The 20,985-nt window shown below is 76.1% G+C and carries 13 protein-coding genes and 1 pseudogene; 5 read left to right on the top strand and 9 right to left on the bottom strand.

The window, feature by feature from the left end; genetic code table 11:
• Positions 1-56: 56 nt before the first annotated feature.
• Genes PH190_RS24480 through PH190_RS30885 form a run of 3 tightly spaced genes read right to left on the bottom strand, consistent with a single transcriptional unit; the run spans position 57 to position 4,632 of the window.
• Complete coding sequence (locus PH190_RS24480; protein WP_274234140.1) at positions 57-533, bottom strand: flavodoxin family protein; 477 nt, start codon at positions 531-533, stop codon at positions 57-59.
• Positions 530-1,369: a purine-nucleoside phosphorylase gene (locus PH190_RS24475; protein ID WP_274234139.1), complete on the bottom strand. Its 840-nt coding sequence runs from the start codon at positions 1,367-1,369 to the stop codon at positions 530-532. Before PH190_RS24475 ends, PH190_RS24480 begins: the two co-directional genes overlap by 4 nt.
• On the bottom strand, positions 1,366-4,632 hold the full coding sequence (locus PH190_RS30885; RefSeq protein ID WP_420791706.1) for a serine/threonine-protein kinase: 3,267 nt from the start codon (positions 4,630-4,632) through the stop codon (positions 1,366-1,368). The genes PH190_RS24475 and PH190_RS30885 overlap by 4 nt, the downstream gene beginning before the upstream one ends.
• Positions 4,633-4,920: 288 nt before the next feature.
• Between PH190_RS30885 and PH190_RS24465 the strand changes: the two genes are divergently transcribed.
• Together PH190_RS24465 and PH190_RS24460 are read left to right on the top strand one after the other, a co-directional pair.
• On the top strand, positions 4,921-6,141 hold the full coding sequence (locus PH190_RS24465; RefSeq protein WP_274234138.1) for an amidohydrolase: 1,221 nt from the start codon (positions 4,921-4,923) through the stop codon (positions 6,139-6,141).
• 34 nt (positions 6,142-6,175) lie between these two features.
• Positions 6,176-8,608: pseudogene (locus PH190_RS24460) on the top strand (Tex family protein); the annotation flags it as partial.
• A gap of 575 nt (positions 8,609-9,183) precedes the next feature.
• Here the strand turns inward: PH190_RS24460 and PH190_RS24455 are convergent.
• Positions 9,184-9,654, bottom strand: a complete 471-nt coding sequence (locus PH190_RS24455) for a gamma-glutamylcyclotransferase family protein (RefSeq protein ID WP_274234137.1) — start codon at positions 9,652-9,654, stop codon at positions 9,184-9,186.
• 137 nt (positions 9,655-9,791) lie between these two features.
• Here PH190_RS24455 and PH190_RS24450 point away from each other — a divergent pair, with 137 nt between their 5' ends.
• Positions 9,792-11,189, top strand: a complete 1,398-nt coding sequence (locus PH190_RS24450; RefSeq protein WP_274234136.1) for an NAD(P)H-quinone dehydrogenase — start codon at positions 9,792-9,794, stop codon at positions 11,187-11,189.
• A gap of 2 nt (positions 11,190-11,191) precedes the next feature.
• On the opposite strand, the gene PH190_RS24445 is transcribed toward PH190_RS24450, so the two are convergent.
• The 4 genes from PH190_RS24445 to PH190_RS24430 form a co-directional block, all read right to left on the bottom strand.
• A complete protein-coding gene (locus tag PH190_RS24445) occupies positions 11,192-11,959 on the bottom strand; it encodes a helix-turn-helix transcriptional regulator (protein WP_274234135.1) in 768 nt (255 codons plus the stop codon).
• A gap of 69 nt (positions 11,960-12,028) precedes the next feature.
• Positions 12,029-13,981: an AAA family ATPase gene (locus PH190_RS24440; protein WP_274234134.1), complete on the bottom strand. Its 1,953-nt coding sequence runs from the start codon at positions 13,979-13,981 to the stop codon at positions 12,029-12,031.
• A 287-nt stretch (positions 13,982-14,268) separates the two neighbouring features.
• Positions 14,269-15,771, bottom strand: coding sequence for a glycerol kinase GlpK (gene glpK / locus PH190_RS24435; protein WP_274234133.1), 1,503 nt, complete (start codon positions 15,769-15,771; stop codon positions 14,269-14,271).
• Between the two features lie 90 nt (positions 15,772-15,861).
• A complete protein-coding gene (locus PH190_RS24430) occupies positions 15,862-16,584 on the bottom strand; it encodes an MIP/aquaporin family protein (protein WP_274234132.1) in 723 nt (240 codons plus the stop codon).
• A gap of 418 nt (positions 16,585-17,002) precedes the next feature.
• Between PH190_RS24430 and PH190_RS24425 the strand changes: the two genes are divergently transcribed.
• Together PH190_RS24425 and PH190_RS24420 are read left to right on the top strand one after the other, a co-directional pair.
• Entirely contained in the window at positions 17,003-18,730 is a 1,728-nt protein-coding gene (locus tag PH190_RS24425; RefSeq protein ID WP_274234147.1) for a glycerol-3-phosphate dehydrogenase/oxidase, read from the top strand.
• A 171-nt stretch (positions 18,731-18,901) separates the two neighbouring features.
• Positions 18,902-19,381, top strand: coding sequence for an anthrone oxygenase family protein (locus PH190_RS24420; RefSeq protein WP_274234131.1), 480 nt, complete (start codon positions 18,902-18,904; stop codon positions 19,379-19,381).
• Positions 19,382-19,384: 3 nt separating this feature from the next.
• Here the strand turns inward: PH190_RS24420 and PH190_RS24415 are convergent, their stop codons facing one another.
• On the bottom strand, positions 19,385-20,863 hold the full coding sequence (locus PH190_RS24415) for an MDR family MFS transporter (protein ID WP_274234130.1): 1,479 nt from the start codon (positions 20,861-20,863) through the stop codon (positions 19,385-19,387).
• Positions 20,864-20,985 lie beyond the last annotated feature (122 nt).

The raw sequence follows: 20,985 nt of genomic DNA, 5'->3' as shown, positions 1-20,985 counted from the left end.
CTGCCTCAACTCGCCACGCCGTCAGCCACCGTCACCAACGTCCTGGCCGAGTACATCTAGGAGGACGAACTCCCCGTTCGCTCCACCGCCTGCAGCGCGATCGTGGCCCCGAGCTCCCACGCCGCCTCGCGCTCGGCGGCGCCGATCGCACCGGTCGAAATCACGACCTCCGCCGCCTGCTCCCACCCCAGCGCGCCCGTGATCCTCAGGATGTCGCGCACCGCGCCCGCGGTGTCCGAGCCGCCGTGCACGTAGAGGCCGAACGGGCGTCCGGCGGTCTGGTCGAGGCAGGGGTAGTAGACCTGGTCGAAGAAGTGCTTGAGCGCGCCCGACATCGTCCCGATGTTCGCCGGCGTACCGAGCACGATCCCGTCGCAGGCCAGCGCGTCGGCCGCCCCGGCGGTGAGCGCCGGCCGGCTGAGCACCTCGACGTCGCCCTCGATCTCGTCGGTGCCCGCGCCCTCGAGCACGGCCGTCAGCAGCTCGTGCAGGGCCGGCGACGGGGTGTGGTGCACCACCAGCAGGCGCGTCACGACCCCGGCGCCTCCTGGGTCGCCAGCGCGGCCTCGACGAGGCGGCGCAGCAGCGCGCCGGTGCGCGCCGCCGACGCGTGCACGGCCTCGATGACCGACAGGTGGTCGATCGGGGCGTCCGTGGTGCCCGCGGCCGGGTTGCTGACCAGCGCCACCCCCGCCACCCGCGCCCCCAGCGCTCGCGCGGCGATGGTCTCGAGCACGGTCGACATGCCCACGAGGTCCGCGCCCATCGCGCGCAGCATCCGGATCTCCGCGGGCGTCTCGAACTGCGGGCCGCGCAGGCCGGCGTAGACGCCCTCGGGCAGGTCGGGGTCGATCTCGCGGGCGAGGGCGCGCAGGCCGGGGTCGTAGGCGTCGGTGAGGTCGACGAAGTCGGGGCCGGCGAGCGGGGAGGTGGCGGTGAGGTTCAGGTGGTCGCTGACCAGCACCGGCTGGCCGACCTCGTACGCCGGGTCGATCCCGCCCGCCGCGTTCGTCAGCACGATCGTGCGGGCCCCGGCCGCGCGGGCGGCGCGCACGGGGTGCACGACCTGCGCCGGCCCGTACCCCTCGTAGAGGTGGACACGTCCGAGCAGGACGAGGACCCGGTGGCCCGCCACCTCCACCGACCGCGCCACCCCCGCGTGGTCCGGCGCGCCGGGCGGGGTGAAGCCGGGCAGGTCCGCGACGGGCACCTCGGCCACCGGCTCCCCGAACGCGTCGGCCGCCGGGCGCCAGCCCGAGCCCAGCACGACGGCGACGTCGTGGGTGAGCGCGCCGGTGCGCTTGGCGAGCTCCGCGGCCGCGTCCTCGGGGGACGGCGACGGGACGAAGGGCGGTCCGACGACGGTCACCGCGGGGCCGTCTCGGGCGGCGGGACGGCGAAGCTGTCGGCGACGGCCCGGAACTGCTCCGGGGCGCCGACGGGGTCGGCGCTGGGGGCGGTCAGGCGCACCACCCACAGGTCGGTGCCCGACGGCACCAGCCGCGTCCAGGTCGTGCGGTCGTCGGCGCCGGAGGTGGTGCGGTAGACGGTCTGCTGCGGTGGCTCCGCGCCGGGCGCGCCCGCGCCGACCGTCTCCACCGGGCCCACCGAGCTGCCGTCGACGCCGAGGCTCGCCGGGCGGGCGAGCAGCGCGAGGTAGTCCGCGGAGCGCTGGGCCGGGTAGAAGCCCGCGACCCGGTCGACCCGCAGCTCCCGGCTCGCGTCCGGCGAGACGAAGCGCACGGCGATGTCGCCGCCCGCCTGCTCGAGGCGGAACTGCTGCCAGCCGGCCGGGACGAGCGCGCTGAAGCCCAGGCCGGTGCCGCTGTAGCGCTCGTCGGTGTCGGCGTGCGCGATGAGCACCGTGCCCGCCACCTCCGGGCCCGCCGGGGTCAGCGACGTCGTCAGCGCGCCCTGACCGGCGAGCGAGCGGGTGAGCGCGTAGGCCCCGACCGCGCCGAGCGCCGCCATCAGCACCAGCAGCGCCACCACGGCGGCGACCGCCCACGGCGACCGCTGCGGCGGTGCGGGTCGCTGGGTCGGCGCGAAGGGCAGGGGGCCGGGGTCCGACGCCAGCGGCTGCGCGACCTGCCCCGACGTGCTCATCCCGGGCGCGGCCGGCCGGGGCGGCGCCGGCCGCCAGGCGGGCGCCGGCGCGCCGCCCGGGGGCGTCCAGCGGGCACCGGGCGGGCCGGCGCTGCGCGGCGGCGGGGGCGGGCGGCGGACGGTGCGCGTCACGTCGTCGGACGCCGAGACCCGCGGCCCGACCATGGTCGTCTGCGCGTCCGACGACGGCGACGGCACGCGTCCCGTCGACGGCCGCGGGCTGCGCCCGTTGCCGCTGCCGTTGGTGTCCGGGGCCTTGGTGCTCGGGGCCTTCGTACCGGTGCTGGCGCCGTCGTCGCCGGTGGTCTCGGTGCCGGTGGTCGCGGTGCCGGACGAACCGGTGTCGGGCGTGTCCTCGTCCGGGCTGTCCTGGTCGCGGGCGCCCTTCTCGGGGGTGCTCGTGTCGGGCGAGGCGGTGTCGGAGCCGTCCTCGGCCCCCGCCGGCTCCGCGGGCTTCGCGCCGCCGGCCGCCGCGTCGGGCCCGTCGGTGCTGGTGGACGCCTCGGCCTCGGTGTCCGTGGTCGCCGCGGAACTGACGGCCGCGCCTCCCGCCGGCGCCGCGCCGGTCCCGGCCGCGGGCTCGGCCTCGGCCGCCGGCTTCGCGTCGGACCCGGCCGCGGGCTCGGCCTCGGCCCCGCCCGCCGGCGTCGCGTCGGACCCGGCCGTGGATGCGGCCGCGGCGGCGGGCTCGGCACCGGACCCGGCCGGGGACTCGGCGCCGGACGGCGCGTCGGACGTCGCGGTGGGCTCGGCGGCCGGCGTCGTGTCGGGCTCCGCGGCCGGCGTCGCGTCGGGCTCGGCGGCCGCCGCGGCGGCCGCGTCGGTCGCCGCCGCGGGCTCCTCGGCGGCGTCGTCGGTCGTCGCGGCACGCGCCGCGGCAGCGGCCCCGACGGCCGCACCGGCAGCGACGGCGCCACCGACCGCCGCAACCGACGTGCCCTTCGCCGGCTCCTCGTCCCGGGACTCGGCGGGGCCGTCGGCGGACGCCGCGGCGGCGGGCTCCGCGGCGGCGGGCTCCGCGTCCCCCGTCAGGCTGCCGGCCTCGGGCGCCGTCTCCTCGGGCTCGCCGCCGGCCGGCGCGGCGGGCGACGCGGTGGCCTGCTCCTCGGCGGCTCCGGCGGCTCCGGCGGCGTCGGCGGCGTCGGCGGCGTCGGCGGCGTCGGTCGAGGGTGCCGTGGTGCCGCCCGCGACGGGAGCGTCGGCGTCCTGCTCGTCGGCGGTCTGCGCGTCTGCTGTCTGGTCGTCGGCACCCGCCGCCGCGGCGGCACCGGTCGCCACACCCGCGGCGACCGCGGCGCCCTCGACGGACGCGGCCGGCCCGGCCGACCCGCCGGCCGCGTCCTCGTCCGCGGGCTGCTCGGTCGCCGGCACGGCGGGCGCGGCGGGGGCCTCCGCGACCTTCGCCTCGTCCTCCGCGCCGGTCGGCGCCGGCGCCTCCGTCGCGGGTGCGCCCGTGGCGGCGGGGGTCTCGCCGCTGGTGGCGACCGGGGTCTCGGGTCCCGTCCGGGGGCTGGGCGAGGGGCGCGGGCGGGGCGGCTCGGGGGCGTCGGGGGAGCCCTCGACCAGCGTCCCGGCGGGTCCCCGTGTGCCGGAGACGGGGATGAGGCCCGCCTGGTCGCTCGCGGAGCCGGGGCGCGGGACGCGGATCGCCGTGGTGCGCGGGGCGGACGACGTCGCGAGCACCGGGCCCTCGGGGTCGGACAGCAGCGGGCGCAGCCGCCGGCGCACGGCGGCGAGCGGCATGCGCAGCGCCGGGTCCTTGACCATGAGCCCGCGGATCACGTCGATCACCGGACCCCGCCCGGCCGGTACCGGGACCTCGCCGTGCACGACCTCGGTGACCGTGCCGACCGGGTCGCCCGCGTCGTACGGCGGGCGCCCCTCGAGGCAGGCGAAGAGGGTGGCGCCGAGGCCCCAGAGGTCGGCGGCGGGCCCGACGGCCCGGCCCATCGCCACCTCGGGCGCGATGTAGGGCGGGGAGCCGAGGACCGTGCCGGTCTGCGTCATCGACTGCTCGGCCGCGTTCCTGGCGATGCCGAAGTCGGTGAGCTTGATCTGCCCGTTCTCGCCGATGAGGACGTTGCCGGGCTTGACGTCGCGGTGGGTGATGCCCGCGCGGTGGGCGGTGATGAGCGCCGAGGCGACCGCCGACCCGATCTCCGCGGCCTCGGGCTGGGTGAGCCGCCCGCGGTCGCCGATGTAGCTCGCGAGGCTGCGCGAGGGCAGCAGCTCCATGACGACGTAGGGCTCGGAGGCGACCTCGACGACGTCGTAGAGGGTGACGACGTTGGGGTGGCTGAGCATCGCCGTCGCCCGCGCCTCGCGCAGGGTGCGCTCGCGCACGATGGCCCGCTCGTTGACGGGCACCGACGACAGGCGCACCTCCTTCACCGCGACGGGACGGTGCAGGACCTCGTCGTAGGCCGACCACACCGTGCCCATGGCGCCGCGGCCGAGCTCGTGCTCGAGGCGGTAGCGCCCGACGATCCGGCGGGGACCGGGCGCGTCGGTGGGTGCGGGGCTCACCCGACCATCATGGCAACGTCGACCGTTGGGCGGGCCGCCCCCGGGGTACCCCCGTTGTCACTGCCTGCGACGGACGGGGGGCGACTGCCGAGTAGCGGCACCGTACGCCGGTGACCTGCACGGACCGGCCGTTCGTCGGTACGGGTCGTGAGCTGGGTCGCCGCACACAGCGCGATCGCGACCCCTCGGCGCGGGAGCGGCTCGATCGCCCACAACCGCCGTCCGGCGCAGGCATGCTGGGCCGGACAGTCGGACCCGCGACGGGTCCGCCACCAGGAGGTGTGTTCGATGACTCTGGCGGAGCCGCGTGCCGCATCGGTCCCCGTGACCGATCTCGGCGCCGGCAACGGCCCGGAGTGGATCGACCGGTGGCTCGCCGCGCACGCCGACGACGTCGTCGGCTGGCGCCGCTCGCTCCATGCGCGCCCCGAGCTGGCCCGGCGCGAGTTCGAGACCACCCGGCTCTGCGCCGAGACGCTCGCGGCGGCCGGCCTGCGCCCGCGGCTGCTGCCCGGCACCGGCCTGGTCTGCGACATCGGCGAGGGTCCGCGCACCGTGGCCCTGCGCGCGGACCTCGACGCCCTCCCGCTCACCGAGCAGACCGACGCGCCGTACTCGTCGCGCGTGCCCGGTGTCGCCCACATGTGCGGGCACGACGCCCACACCGCGATGCTGCTCGGCGCGGGCCTCGCGCTCGCCTCGGCGCCGTCGCTGCCCGGCCGCGTGCGGCTGATCTTCCAGCCGGCCGAGGAGGTCCAGCCCGGCGGCGCGCTCGACGTCATCGCCGCCGACGGCCTCGACGGCGTCGACCGCATCTTCGCCCTGCACTGCGACCCGCGGCTCGAGGTCGGCAAGGTCGGCACGCGCACCGGCGCCATCACCTCGGCGTGCGACATGCTCGAGCTGCGCCTGACCTCCCCGGGCGGGCACACCTCGCGCCCGCACCTGACCGCGGACCTGGTGCACGCGCTCGGCACCGTGATCACCGGCCTGCCCGACCTGCTGTCCCGCCGCGTCGACCCGCGCTCGGGCACGGTGCTCGTGTGGGGCGCGGTGCAGGCCGGTCACGCCGCGAACGCCGTGCCCCAGCAGGGGATGCTCGCCGGCACGCTGCGCACCGCCCAGCACGCGACGTGGAACGAGCTCGAGCCGCTGGTGCGCTCGCTGATCACCGCGCTGCTCGCGCCGACCGGCGTCGGCTACGTGCTCGAGCACCGCCGCGGGGTGCCGCCGGTGGTCAACGACGCCGTCTCGGCCGACCTGCTCGCCCGCGCGGCCCAGCGCGCCAACGGGCTGGACGCCGCGGTCGGCACCGAGCAGTCCAGCGGCGGCGAGGACTTCGGCTGGTACCTCGAGCACGTGCCCGGCGCGATGGGTCGGCTCGGGGTGTGGTCGGGCGTCGGGGAGAAGTCCGACATCCACCAGCCCACGTTCGACCTCGACGAGCGTGCCCTGCCCGTCGGTGTGCGGACGCTCGTCCACGCGGCCCTCGAGTCGCTCGGCGGCTGAACCGGATCGCACGTCGTCGGACCCGTCGGGCACGATGGCGGCCGTGAGCGATGCGACGGTGACCGCCACGGACGTCCCCACCCCGGCCGACGGCGGGGTGTCCGCCCCTGTCCTGCCCCCGGTCACGCGCCGCATCGCCGACGAGCTCGCGGTCGGCGAGGGGCGGGTCACGGCGGCGGTGGAGCTGCTCGACGGCGGGGCGACGGTCCCGTTCGTCGCGCGCTACCGCAAGGAGGCGACGGGCGGTCTCGACGACGCCCAGCTGCGCACGCTCGAGGAGCGCCTGACCTACCTGCGCGAGCTCGAGGAGCGCCGGGCGGCGGTCCTCGAGTCGGTGCGCGCCCAGGGCAAGCTCGACGGGGAGCTCGAGGCGCGGATCCTCGGCGCGGAGACCAAGAGCCGCCTCGAGGACGTCTACCTGCCCTTCAAGCCCAAGCGGCGCACCAAGGCGGCCATCGCCCGCGAGGCGGGCCTCGAGCCGCTGGCCGACGCGCTGGTGGGCGACCCGACGCACATCCCGCGCACCGCGGCCGGCGCCTACGTCGACCCGGACCGCGGCGTGCCCGATCGCGACGCCGCCCTCGAGGGCGCCCGGGCGATCCTCGTCGAGCGCTGGGCCGAGGACGCGGACCTCGTCGGCGAGCTGCGCGAGCAGATGTGGCGCCGCGGGCGCCTCACCGCCGTCTACCGCGAGGGGCGCGGCGGCGAGGGCGACACCGCGGCGGCCAAGTTCTCCGACTACGCGGCGTTCGACGAGAAGTTCACGCGCCTGCCCTCCCACCGGATCCTCGCGGTCCTGCGCGGCGAGACCGAGGAGGTCCTGGCCCTCACGCTCGACCCGCTGGCCGCCGACGACGACGAGTCCGCGATCACCGACGTCTACCTGGCGCGCATCGCGAGCGCGGTGGGCGTGGCCGACCGCGGCCGTCCCGCCGACCGGTGGCTGGGCGAGGCCGTCCGCTGGGCCTGGCGCACCCGCATCCTGTCGCGGCTGATCGTCGACCTGCGGGTGCGCCTGCGCGAGGTCGCCGAGGAGGGCGCGGTGCTGGTGTTCGCCGGCAACCTGCGCGACCTCCTGCTCGCCGCCCCGGCCGGCGCCCGCCCGACCATGGGCCTCGACCCGGGGCTGCGCACCGGCGTCAAGGTCGCGGTGGTCGACGGCACCGGCAAGGTCGTCGCCACCGACACGATCCACCCGCACGTCCCGCGCCGGCAGTGGGAGGCCTCGCGCACCCGCCTCGGCGAGCTGGCGCGCGAGCACGACGTCGAGCTCGTCGCCATCGGCAACGGCACGGCCTCGCGCGAGACCCACGCCCTGGTCCGCGACCTCATCGCCCGCGAGCCCGAGCTGGGGCTCACCGCCGCGGTGGTGTCCGAGGCGGGCGCCTCGGTGTACTCCGCGTCCGAGCAGGCGTCGGCCGAGCTGCCCGACCTCGACGTGTCGCTGCGCGGCGCGGTGTCGATCGCCCGGCGGCTGCAGGACCCGCTGGCCGAGCTCGTGAAGATCGACCCGAAGTCGATCGGCGTCGGCCAGTACCAGCACGACATCGCCGGCACCGCCCTGTCCCGGTCGCTGGACGCCGTCGTCGAGGACTGCGTGAACGCGGTCGGGGTGGACGTCAACACCGCCTCGGCGCCGCTGCTGCGCCGCGTGTCGGGCATCAGCTCGGGGCTGGCGACGACGATCGTCGGCTACCGCGACGAGCACGGCCCGTTCCCCTCCCGCGACGCCCTGCACGCCGTGCCGCGGCTCGGGGCCAAGGCGTTCGAGCAGAGCGCGGGCTTCCTGCGCATCCCCGGCGCCGCCGACCCGCTCGACCGCTCGGCCGTGCACCCCGAGTCGTACCCGGTGGTGCACCGCATCGCCGCGGCGACGGGCACCGACGTCGACGGCCTCGTCGGCAACAGCGCGCTGCTCGGGGCGCTGAACCCCGACGACTTCACCGACGAGCGGGTCGGTCGCCCGACGGTGATCGACATCATCCGCGAGCTCGACAAGCCGGGCCGCGACCCGCGCCCCGAGTTCACCACCGCCGAGTTCGCCGAGGGCGTCGAGCAGATCACCGACCTGACGCCGGGCATGGTGCTCGAGGGCCAGGTCACCAACGTGGCCGCGTTCGGCGCGTTCGTCGACGTCGGCGTGCACCAGGACGGCCTCGTGCACATCTCGGCGATGTCGAAGGACTTCGTGTCCGACCCCCGCGCGGTCGTGGGGCCGGGCGACGTCGTGCGCGTGCGGGTCCTCGACGTCGACGTGGAGCGCAAGCGCATCTCGCTGACGCTGCGCGTCGACGAGGAGGCGAGCCCGGGCGAGGGCGACGACGCCCCGCAGGGCACGCGTGCCGGGCGCGGCGGCCGGGGGCGTGGCGGACGGGGCCGCGGCGGCGGCCGGGGCCAGGCCGGCCAGGGCGGTCAGGGCGGCCCGGGCGGTCAGGGTGCTCCGGCCGCGGCGTCGACGGCCCCGGCGACGGCGCCCGGGGAGGCACCGGCCGGGGGCTCCCCGGAGGCGGCTGCCGCCGAGGCGCCCGCCGGGACGGGCGAGCGCCAGGGCGGTCGGCGTGGCGGGCGCGGTCGCGGCGGCCGGCCCGGCGAGGGCCAGGGTCAGCGCGGTCGCGGGCGTCCCGACGAGGCGCGCGGCTCCCGGGGCGAGGGCCAGGGCGGCCGCGATCAGGAGGGCCGGCCGGAGGGCCGCCCCGAGGGCCGCCCCGACGGACGTGGTGGTCGTGGCGGGCGTCCCGACCGGGGCCAGGGCGGGCCGCAGGGCGGGGGCCAGGGCCGCGGCGGCCAGGGCGGTCGCGGGGGCCAGGGCGGTCGCGACCAGCGCGGTGGCCAGGGCCAGGGCCGTGGCGGACAGGGCCGCGACCGCCGCCCCGCGCCGACGAACGACGCCATGGCCGAGGCGCTGCGCCGCGCGGGCTACAGCGGCTGATCAGGGCGGCCGCGGCTGGTCAGGAGCACGGGGTGCACCGCGGGGGACGCCCGCGCGTGCACCACGTGCCCGTGATCACCCGAGACGCGCGCGACCCAGGTGCCCGCGCGCTCCTACAGCTCCGACCCCGGCCCCGGCCCCACCGACCGGCAGGGGCGCTCGCGCAGCGCGCGGACGTAGTCGTCCGGCGCGCCGGCGCTCTCGGCGGCGTCGGAGAGCACCCCGATGTAGCGCGCGGAGGGCAGGCCGCCCTCGTAGGCGTCGAGGACGTAGACCCAGGCGAGCTGCGGCCCGTCCATGGTCTGGATGCGCAGGCGCAGCTTCTTGTGCATGCCGAGCTCACCGCCCTCCCAGCGGTCGAGCCCGTCGACGTCGAGGGGGCTGACGTCGTAGAGCACCACGAAGACCCGCGACCCGGGGTCCTCGACGACGGTGGACAGGGCGCCCTCCCACCCGTAGTCCTCGCCGCCGAAGGTCAGGCGCCAGCCCTCGAGCCAGCCCGTGCCCGACATGGGCGAGTGGGGCGCCCGTTGCATCATCTGCGCGGGGTCCATGTTGGATCCGTACGCGGCGTAGAGCGGCACGGCGGACAGGGTAGCCAGGAGGGACGCCCTCGGGTCCCGACCCGTCGGTGGCCGGAACACGATCGGTGCGCGTGCGTCATCCGCGTCATCGGTTCGTCGTGGACCATGGAGGGTGACGAACAGGAGGGAACCACCACATGACCCGCATCGTCATCCTCGGCGGAGGGCCCGCGGGGTACGAGGCGGCGCTCGTCGCCGCCCAGCACGAGGCCGACGTCACGGTCGTCGAGCAGGACAGCCTGGGCGGCAACTGCGTCGCCTACGACTGCGTGCCGTCCAAGACCTTCATCGCCTCGGCCGGGGTGCGCGCCGGCTTCCGCAGCACCCACGAGATGGGCGTCGACGTCGACGACCCGCGCGTCGACCTGCCGCGGGTCAACGCCCGGGTGCACGGCCTGGCGCTCGCCCAGTCCGCGGACGTGCGCGGGACGCTGCAGGCCGCGGGCGTGCGCGTCGTCCAGGGCCGCGCGTGGTTCGAGGAGAGCGACCGCTCCAGCGCCACCCACGACGTCTGCATCGCGCACCCCGACGGCAGCACCGAGACGGTCACCGCCGACGTCGCGCTCGTCGCCACCGGCGCCTCGCCGCGCGTCCTGCCCGACGCCCAGCCCGACGGCCGGCGCATCCTGACGTGGCGCCAGCTCTACGACCTCGACGCGCTGCCCGAGCACCTCGTCGTCGTCGGGTCCGGCGTCACCGGCGCCGAGTTCGTCTCCGCGTACGCCGAGCTGGGCGTGCCGGTGACCCTGATCTCCAGCCGCGACCGGGTGCTCCCGCACGAGGACCCCGACGCCGCGGCGACGCTGGAGGAGGTCTTCACCGCCCGCGGCGTGCACATCGAGCCGCGGTCCCGGGCGGAGAAGGTCGTCGCCACCGCCGACGGCGTGCGGGTGACGCTGAACGACGGCCGCGAGGTCGAGGGCTCGCACGCCCTGATGACCGTCGGCTCGGTGCCCAACACCGACGACATCGGGGCGGCCAACATCGGCCTCGCGCTCACCGACAGCGGCCACATCACCGTCGACCGGGTCTCGCGCACCGACATCCCGGGCGTCTACGCCGCCGGCGACTGCACCGGCCTGCTGCCGCTGGCCTCGGTCGCGGCGATGCAGGGCCGTATCGCGATGTGGCACGCGCTCGGCGAGGGCGTCTCCCCGCTGCGGCTCAAGACGGTCGCCTCGGCGGTGTTCACGCGTCCCGAGGTGGCGACGGTCGGGATCAGCCACGCCCAGGTGGAGAGCGGCGAGTTCTCCGCCCGCGAGGTGATCATGCCGCTCGGCACCAACCCGCGGGCGAAGATGTCGGGGCTCCGCGAGGGCTTCGTCAAGATCTTCTGTCGGCCGGCGACGGGCGTCGTCATCGGCGGGGTGATCGTCGCGCCGGTGGCCAGCGAGCTCATCCTCCCGCTGGCGATGGCGGTGCAGAACAACCTCACGGTCGACGACCTCGCCCACACGTTCTCGATCTACCCCTCCCTGTCGGGATCGGTCACCGAGGCGGGCCGCCGGCTGATGCAGCACGACGACCTGGACTGATCTCAGCGGCTCTGGACCCGGTCCCGCAGCGCGCGGCGACCGGCCAGGCCGAGCTTCCCGTACACGTTGCGCAGGTGGTACTCGACGGTCTTCGTCGAGACGAACAGCTCGGCGGCGATCTCGGGGTTGGTCCACCCGCGCCCGACGAGGGTCGTCACCTCGCGCTCGCGGTCGGTGAGCTCCTCGGCCCAGCGGTCGCGCCGCAGGATCTCCGGCGGACCACCGCCGGCCGGAGCAGCAGCCAGGTCGGCGGGCTCGGTCGCGTCGGCGAGGTCGGCGAGGCAGCGGTCGAGGAACGGTCGCGCCCCCAGGCGGCTGTAGGCGTCGGCGGCGGCGTCCAGCGCGGCCCGGCCGTCGGCGCGGTGGCCGGCGAGCACCAGGGCGCGGCCGTGGGCGTGGCGCAGGCGGGTGCGGTACCAGGCGGGCTCGCCGCCGTCGGCGGGCAGCGCCAGCCCGGCCTCGAAGGTCCGGCGGGCGGCGGCGAGGTCGCCCCGGGCGGCGGCGAGCCGACCGCCCAGCCAGGCGCACGCCACCGGCAGGCAGCTGCCCGCCGCGGGGACCCGCTCGAGCGCCGCGAGCGCCGTCGCGGCGTCGTCGAGGCGCCCGGTGTCGAGGTGGCTGTCGACGAGGGCGGGCAGCCACCACCCCGAGTACAGGCGGATGCGGTCGGGCTCGAGCAGCTCGGGCGTCAGGGCGGCGAGCGTGCCGGCGACGTCGGCGGCGCGGCCCTCGGCCTGCGCGATGGCCGCCTCGGCGAGCGTGAGGTGCACCCGCGGGCCGAGGAAGTCCGCCGCGCCGGCGAGGTCCGCGGCGCGGTGGAGGTCGGCCCGCGCGGCGTCCTACTCGCCGCGGCCGGCGTGGAGGATCGCCGACAGCGACCAGAGGGTGGCGTGGTCGACGCTGCGGCCGTGGCGCACGACGGCCTCGACGGCGGCCTCGACCTCGCGGCGGGCGGCGTCCCACTCGCCGAGCAGGTAGTCGACCCACACCAGGTGTACCTGCGCCGACACCCCCAGCAGGTGCGCCAGCGGCGTGTTCCGGCGCCGCGCGACGACGGTGAGGTCCGCGCACGCCGGGGCGAGCCGCCCGAGCAGCCCCCGGAGCACGCCGCGGTGGGTGAGCGCGGGCAGCTCGTACGGGGTGGCCCGGGCCGGGTGGTCGGGCAGGAACGCCAGCTCCTCGAGGCCGCGGACCGGGCCGTCGGTCAGCGCCGTGCCCGCGGCGGTGAAGGCGCGCGCGAGCGGCACGAGCCGGTGGTCCGCGGGCACCAGGCGCCGGGCGTCGCTCGCCGCCGCGACGGCCGGGCCACCCGCGCCGAGCTGGCAGTGGACGTAGGCCAGCTCGAGGTCGAGGCGCGCGACGGCCTCGGGCGGGGAGGTGGCGTCGTCCATGCCGGCCCGCGCGGTCTCGAGCAGGTCGCGGGCCGCGATCACCTCGTCACGCGCGAACGCCAGCAGCCCGAGCAGCTCCGAGCGCGCCGGGCCCTCGGGCAGCGCCTCGATCTGCGCCGCGTGCTCCAGCGCGTGCCCCTCGCGGGCGGCGTGCACGAGCAGGCGCACGCCCTCGGTCAGCCGCGCGGCGCGGGAGCGCTCGTCGGGGCTGCGCGACGACGCCCACAGCAGGTTCTCCGCGGCCGCGACCAGCGCACCGCGCTCGAACTCCGCGGTGGCGGCGCGCTCCAGCTCGTCGGCGAGCGCGGCGTCGGGACCCTCGGACGCCCCGACGAGGTGGCGACGGCGGGTGGCGCCGCTCGTGACCTCCGCGGCCTGCCGGTGCAGCGCGCGCCGCCGGGCGGCGGGCACGCTGCCGTACACGGCGTCGCGGACGAGCGCGGAGCGGTAGGCGAGGATCTCGTCGGTCTCGTCGACCTGGGTCTCCAGCAGCCCCTCCCGCACGAGCGGGGCGGCGTCCTCGGCGACGCCCGCGCGCCCGGTGAGGGCGCGCAGCACCCGGACCGACGCGGGCTCGCCCACCACCGCGAGCGCCTCGAGCGTCGCCCGCGGGCCGTCGGCCAGCCGCACCAGGCGGCGGCGCAGGCTCGCGGCGAGCGAGCCCGGCGGGCGCGGGCGCCCCAGGCGGTAGCGCCCGGCGAGGTCCTCCTCGGCGAGGACGGCCCGCACGTACATCGGGTTGCCGTCGGTCTCGGCGCGCAGGCGCTCCACGGTCCAGGCGCCGACGTCGGGGTCGACCTCCCGGGCCAGCTCGCCGACCTCCTCGACCGTGAGCCCCCGCAGCGTCATCCGGACCGTGTCCTCGGGCCACGCGTCGCCGGGCGGGGGCTCGAGCCAGTCGCCCGGGCGGTCGTGCCCGGCGAGGACGGGCAGCACCCGCAGCGGCGGGAGCCGGCGCAGCAGGCGGCGCAGGGTGGCGAGCGATTCGGGGTCGGCGCGGTGCAGGTCGTCCGCGACGAACAGCACCGGGCGCCGGTCCGCGAGGTCCTCGAGGGCGGCGAGCAGCGCGGACGCGCCCGGACGCGACGGGCCGGGCGGCACGGACGCGTCGGTCGCCCCCGCGGCGTGGACCGCCGCGAGGCAGCGCTCGAGCAGCTCGCCGGGACGGCTCAGCCCGACGTCGGGCGCCACGGCCCGCACGACGGTCGTGGTCGGCTCGACCCGCTGGCGGAGCCGGTCGACGAGCTCGGACTTGCCGATGCCGGCCGGCCCGGTGACGAGCACCGGCACCGGCGAGCCCTCCCGCGCCCGGCGGGCGAGGTCGAGCAGCGCGGCGAGCTCGGCCGAGCGTCCCACGCCGTCGGAGCCCTCGGAGCCCGCCCTGGTGATCGTCCCCGTCACGCGCCGCACCCCCTCGGCGATCGTGCCGCGCGACCCCGGGACGTGACCAGCCGGACGCCCGGCGTGGACTAGGGATTCACCCTGGGGCGGGGTTCGCGGCGCGCGCCGATGCTGGAGCACGTCGCCCGAGCGGCCGCCGACGACAGCGCAGCCCACCCCGACCCCCCCGAGGGTGGGACGCGGAGGTCGGACCGGACGGGCGCCGGCGCGGTGTGCCCGTGCCGGCGGCGACGTGCCGGGACCGGCCGCTCGGGTGACCCGCGGTCCCGGCGCCGCCGGCTCCCGGATCAGGCCCAGTCGAACGTGCGGGTGACCGCCTTCTTCCACTGCGCGTAGGTCTCGTCGCGCAGGCTCGGGTCCATCGACGGCGACCAGACCTTGTCCTGGGCCCAGTTGTCGCGGATGTCCTGCTCGGACTCCCAGAACCCGACCGCGAGGCCGGCGGCGTAGGCCGCGCCCAGGGCCGTCGTCTCGGCGACCACCGGCCGGATGACGTCGACGCCGAGCAGGTCGGCCTGGAACTGCATGAGCACCTCGTTGCCGACCATGCCGCCGTCGACCTTGAGGGTCGTCAGCGGCACCCCGGAGTCGGCGTTCATCGCGTCGATGACCTCGCGGGTCTGGAACGCGGTGGCCTCGAGGACGGCGCGGGCGAGGTGCCCCTTGTTGACGTAGCGGGTCAGCCCGACGATCGCGCCGCGGGCGTCGGAGCGCCAGTAGGGCGCGAAGAGCCCGGAGAAGGCCGGCACGAAGTAGGCGCCGCCGTTGTCGTCGACCGTCTTGGCGAGGTCCTCGATCTCGGGCGCCGACGAGATGATCCCGAGGTTGTCGCGCATCCACTGCACCAGCGAGCCCGTGACCGCGATCGAGCCCTCGAGCGCGTAGACCTGCGGGGCGTCGCCGATCTTGTAGCAGACCGTCGTGAGCAGGCCGTTCTTCGACTCGACCTTCTCCGTGCCCGTGTTGAGCAGCACGAAGTTGCCGGTGCCGTAGGTGTTCTTGGCCTCGCCGACGTCCAGGCACGCCTGGCCGAACGTCGCGGCCTGCTGGTCGCCGAGGATGCCGGCCACCGGGACGTCGCGGAACGTGCCGCGGGCGCGGATGGGGGCGTAGTTCTCCGACGACGACCGGATCTCCGGCAGCATCGCCATCGGGACGCCGATCTCCTCGCAGAGCTGCGGGTCCCACTCGAGCGTGTCGATGTTCATGAGCAGCGTGCGCGACGCGTTCGTCGGGTCGGTGACGTGCAGCCCGCCCTCGTTGCCGCCGGTCGCGTTCCACAGCACCCAGGTGTCCATGGTCCCGAACGCCAGCTCGCCGCGCTCGGCCCGCTCGCGGGCGCCCTCGACGTTGTCGAGGATCCAGCGCGCCTTCGGGCCCGCGAAGTACGTGGCCAGCGGGAGGCCGGTCTTCGCGCGGTAGCGCTCCGCGCCGCCACCGAGCGCGCCGAGCTCGTCGCAGATGGCCTGCGTGCGGGTGTCCTGCCAGACGATCGCGTTGTGGATGGGCTCGCCGGTGGCCTTGTCCCAGATGACCGTGGTCTCGCGCTGGTTGGTGATGCCGACGGCCGCGATCTGGTCGGCGTTGAGGTCGGCGCGGGCGAGCGCCCCGCCGCACACCTGGCGGGTGTTGCCCCAGATCTCCGAGGCGTCGTGCTCGACCCACCCCGCCCTCGGGAAGATCTGCTGGTGCTCGAGCTGGTCGACCGCGACGACCCGTCCCGAGTGGTCGAAGATCATGCACCGGGTCGACGTCGTGCCCTGGTCGATCGCGGCGACGTACTGGGTCATGCGGGGGCTCCCTGGCGAGATCGTGGAGACGTGGGGATCATGGCCGGGCGCCCGCCCCCGGTGCACGGGAGCGGGCGCCGGCCGGGCGGATCAGCCCGCCGCGACGGGCGCGACGGCGGCGACGAGCGCCGCGAGCGCGGCGCCGATGAGCGGGCCCACGACGGGCACCCACGAGTAGCCCCAGTCGGGGCGGCCCTTGCCGCGGATCGGCAGGACCGCGTAGGCGATGCGCGGCCCGAGGTCACGGGCCGGGTTGATCGCGTAGCCCGTGGGGCCACCCAGCGTCTGCCCGATGCCCATGACGACCGCGGCGGCGGCCGCGTAGATCGCCGGGCTGTCGCCGTAGGGGGCGACCAGCAGGAACAGCACCAGCGCGAACGTCCCGATGGCCTCCGTGACCAGGTTCCACACCGGCTTCTTGATCGGCGGGTTGGTCGAGAAGATGTTCAGCGTTCCCGAGTTGTCCTCGCCGGCGTCGAACTGCAACTTGTAGACCAGCCAGGCCAGGACCGCGCCGACGAAGGCGCCCAGGAACTGGCCGATGAAGTACCACGGCACCTGCGACCACGGCGTGCCGCCGGCGATCGCGCTGGCCAGGGTGACGGCCGGGTTGATCGCGCCGCCGGAGGCGTCGGCGATGCTGGCGCCGGCGAACACGCCGAACCCCCAACCGAAGGTGATGAGCACCCACGACGCGGTGTCTCCGTCGGCGTTCGTGCGGGTCAGCAGCACGTTGGCCACGACCCCACAGCCGAAGAGGAGCAGCACCATGGTGCCGAGGAACTCCGAGAGGATGATGCTTCCTGCGCTCACGAGGACTCCTGTCTGCGCCGACCCAGCCCCTGCGACGCCGTCCGGGGTCCTGGGTCGGCCCAGGGCGTGCGTGATCGGCGACGGTAGTGGCGCGCTTCACCGTGTGTCCATGATCCGCGGGGATCTCGCGGGTGACCGGTCCGGTCCACGGGAATCCGGTTACCGGGACGGACCAGGTGATCGCGCCGCGTGCTCGGTGCCCGCGGTGGCGCTGCCGCGTTAGCGTGAGTGGCGGGGAGCGCCCTGGGGTCGCCCGCGGACGGTGCGGAACGGCAGCCCCGGTACGACGCGACGCACAGGGACAGACGAGAGGGGATCGGACGTGGGCGCTGGACGGAGTGCAGGGGGCGCCGCGGACCGCGGGGCGGGCGACGTGGGGGTGGTGCCCGACGCGGGTGCCGCCGCGGAGGCGGAGGCGCTGGACGCCGCCGCCGAGCCGTCCCGCCTGGGACCGGCGGCCCGCGAGTGCGCCTGGGACCGGCTGGCCTCGGAGCAGTTCGACGTCGTGGTGGTCGGCGGCGGGGTCGTCGGCACCGGCGCGGCGCTGGACGCGGCCACCCGGGGCCTGAAGGTGGCGCTGGTCGAGGCGCGCGACCTCGCGTCGGGGACGTCGAGCCGGTCGTCGAAGCTCTTCCACGGCGGGCTGCGCTACCTCGAGCAGCTCGACTTCGGGCTGGTGCGCGAGGCCCTGCGCGAGCGCGAGCTCAACATGACCCGCCTCGCCCCGCACCTGATCAAGCCGGTCAGCTTCCTCTACCCGCTGACCAAGCACTGGGAGCGCCCGTACGTCACGGCCGGCGTCACGCTCTACGACACGATGGGCGGCAAGAGCTCGCTGCCCCACCAGAAGCAGCTGACGCGCTCGGGCGCGCTGCGGATGGCGCCGGCGCTCAAGCGCAGCGCCCTCGTCGGCGCGATCCGCTACTACGACGCCCAGGCCGACGACGCCCGCCACACGATGATGGTCGGGCGCACGGCCGCGCAGTACGGCGCGGTGGTGCGCACGTCGACCCAGGTCGTCGACTTCCTGCACGAGGTCGACCGGGTCGCCGGCGTCCGCATCCGCGACGTCGAGTCCGGCCGCGAGACCGACGTCCGCGCGTCGGTGGTCGTCAACTGCACCGGGGTCTGGACCGACCAGATGCAGCACGCCGCCGGCACCCGCGGCCGCTTCCGCGTCAAGGCGTCGAAGGGCGTCCACTTCCTCGTGGCGCGCGACAAGATCCCGTCGGACACCGGGATGATCCTGCGCACCGAGAAGTCGGTGCTGTTCGTCATCCCGTGGCGCAACCACTGGATCGTCGGCACCACCGACACCGAGTGGAACCTCGACCTCGCCCACCCCGCGGCGACGCGCAAGGACCTCGACTACCTGCTCGAGCACATCAACTCGGTGCTGGTCACGCCGCTGAGCCACGACGACATCGAGGGCGTCTACGCCGGCCTGCGCCCGCTGCTGGCCGGCGAGTCCGAGCAGACCTCGAAGCTCTCGCGTGAGCACGCCGTCTCGCGGGTCATGCCGGGCCTCGTGGCGATCGCGGGCGGCAAGTACACGACCTACCGGGTCATGGCCGCCGACGCGATCGACGCGGCGGCCGAGGACATCCCGACCCGGGTGGCGCCGTCGGTGACCGACCGCGTGCCGCTCGTCGGCGCCGACGGGTACTTCGCGCTGGTCAACCAGGCCGAGCAGCTGGGCACACGCCACGGCCTGCACCCGCACCGCGTCCGGCACCTGCTCGACCGCTACGGCTCGCTCCTGCACGGCCTGCTGGCCATGGGTGACGAGGACCCCTCGCTGCTCGAGCCCGTGCCCGCGTCGCCGGACTACCTGCGCGTGGAGATCGCGTACGCGGTGGCCTACGAGGGCGCGGTGCACCTCGACGACGTACTCACCCGGCGCACCCGCATCTCGATCGAGTACGCCCACCGCGGCATCGACTCGGCCGAGGCCGTGGGCGCGCAGATGGCCGAGCTCCTGGGCTGGACCGACGAGCAGCGCGACCTCGAGGTCCGCTCCTACATCGAGCGCGTCCAGGCCGAGCGGGACTCGCAGACGGTCGACACCGACGTCGAGGCCGACAAGCTCCGCGTCGCCGCGCCCGACCCCCGCGCGCCCCGGCTCGCGGCACTCGGGACCGGCTGAGGCGCGCCCACCGAGGAGCGAGGGACGCCCCCGCTGCGTGGGACGCAGCGGGGGACGCCCTCGCTCCCGGAGGCGTGGGCGCCCCCGACGGGCGCGCTCCCGGACGGGCGGGCAGGGACCCCGGACGGGCGGCACTGGTCGGGGGATCGGGCGATCGGTGGACTGATCGCCGTGACGACCCTGGTCCCCGCGGCGACGCTGCTCGCCGGCCTGCTCTCGGCCATGCTCGCCGGGCTCTACCTGGCGTTCTCGCTGGCGATCATGCCGTCGCTGGCGCTGCTGCCCGACGCGGTGCTGGTGTCGGTCATGGCGACCGTGAACCGGGTGATCGTGCGCCCCGGGTTCGTCGTGCTGTTCCTCGGCGCCCCGCTGGTGGGCGTCGCGGCGCTCGTGCCGGCGCTGGTGGCGGGCACGCCGCTGGTGCTCGTGCTCGTCGGGGCGGTGCTGCAGGTCGCGTCGCTCGCGATCACGATCGCGGTGAACATCCCGCTGAACACGGCACTCGACCGCGCGGACCCGGACGGCTCCGACGCCGGTGAGGTCGTCCGGGTCCGCGAGGCGTTCGAGCGACCCTGGGTGCGCGCGCACGGCGTGCGCACCGCCGTCACCACCCTGGGGGCCGTGGCCCTCCTGGCGGCGCCGCTGGTGTGACGGTCAGCCGCCCGCGACCGGCGTGGACGGGGCGGTGTCGGCCGGCGCCTCGTCCCCGCTCCCGCTCGCGGTGGCGTCGGGGGCCGGCTTGCGCCGCACCATGAACGACACCGCGACGGCGATCAGCCCGATGACGCCGGCGGCCATGAACGCGAGCCGCAGGCCGGCCGCGTCGGGCGTGCCCCCGGCGGTCGCCGACCCGATGGCCGCGATCGTCACGAACCCCGCCGTGCCGGCCGCACCCGCGACCTGCTGCAGCGTGGTGAGGATCGCGCTGCCGTGCGAGTACAGGTTCTCGGGCAGCACCGCGAGGCCCTCGGTGAGCAGCGGCGTCATCATCAGGCCCAGCGACACCATGAGCAGGATGTGCGCCCCGATGACCATCCACAGCGCCGCCCCCGCGCCGAGCGCCGCGAGCAGCCACATCGACGTCGCCAGCCCGATCGCGCCGGGGATGACGAGCGGCCGGGCGCCGACGCGGTCGAACAGCCGGCCCACCGGGCGGCCCATGAACCCCAGCACGAGGCCGCCGGGCAGCACCGCGAGACCCGTGGTCGCGGCGCTCACGCCGAGCACGTTCTGCAGGTAGATCGGCAGCAGGATCGCCCCGGCGCCCAGCAGGGACATGAACAGCAAGGCCGAGAGCACGATGGCGACGACGAACTGCCGGTGGCTGAATGGCCGGAGGTCGAGCAGCGCCGACTCGCTGCGCTGGAGCTGCACCTGGCGCAGCACGAACGTCAGCAGCCCGAGGGCGCCGACGACCAGCGCGGCCCACGGCGGGATCCCGCCGCTGCCGCCGTGACCCAGCGTCGAGAGCCCGTAGACGATGCCGCCGAAGGCGAAGAACGACAGGACCACCGACAGCAGGTCGAGCGGCGTCCGGCGCGTCTCGCTGTCCAGCCGGAAGAGCACCAGCCCGACGACGAGCGCGGCCACCGACAGCGGCAGCACGCTCCAGAACATCCAGCGCCAGTCGAGCGTCGAGAGGATCAGCCCGCCGATGGTCGGGCCGATCGCGGGGGCCACGGCGATGACGATCGAGATCGTGCCCATGGTGGCGCCGCGGCGCTCGGCCGGGATGAGGCGCATGACCGAGGTCATGAGCAGCGGGATCATCACGGCGGTGCCCGTGGCCTGCACGACGCGACCGACGAGCAGCAGCTCGAAGCCCGGCGACAGCGCGCAGACCAGCGTGCCCGTGCTGAACAGCGTCATCGCCGCGAGGAACACCTGGCGCGGCGTGAAGCGGTTGAGGATGAAGCCCGTGGTCGGGATGACCACGCCCATCGTCAGCAGGAAACCGCTGGTCAGCCACTGCACCGTCGTCGCCGAGACCCCGAGGTCGCCGGTGAGGTGCGGCAGCGCCACGCTGAGGATGGTCTCGTTGAGGATCATGACGAAGGCCGAGACGACCAGCGTCATGATGATCACCATCGGTCGCGCGGCGGCGCGCTGGCCGGTTCCGGACGGGCCGGTCATCGTTCTCCCTCGTGGCGGCGGCCGTGGCGGTCACGGGCCGGTTCCCAGAGCATCACACCCACCCCCGACAGGCGATCGGTTTCCGTCCGGGGGGACCGCACACGCAGACGACGGGTGTCCGG

This window comes from Actinomycetospora straminea (assembly GCF_028737255.1).
Classification (GTDB): domain Bacteria; phylum Actinomycetota; class Actinomycetes; order Mycobacteriales; family Pseudonocardiaceae; genus Actinomycetospora; species Actinomycetospora straminea.
Note: the sequence above shows the minus strand (reverse complement) of the source record. Positions and strands in the feature narration are given on the sequence as shown.

Coding starts and splice junctions, on each gene's coding strand:
- glpK (WP_274234133.1), bottom strand. CDS start 15,771: ATGACCCAGTACGTCGCCGCGATCGACCAGGGCACGACGTCGACCCGG.
- PH190_RS24465 (WP_274234138.1), top strand. CDS start 4,921: ATGACTCTGGCGGAGCCGCGTGCCGCATCGGTCCCCGTGACCGATCTC.
- PH190_RS24415 (WP_274234130.1), bottom strand. CDS start 20,863: ATGACCGGCCCGTCCGGAACCGGCCAGCGCGCCGCCGCGCGACCGATG.
- PH190_RS24450 (WP_274234136.1), top strand. CDS start 9,792: ATGACCCGCATCGTCATCCTCGGCGGAGGGCCCGCGGGGTACGAGGCG.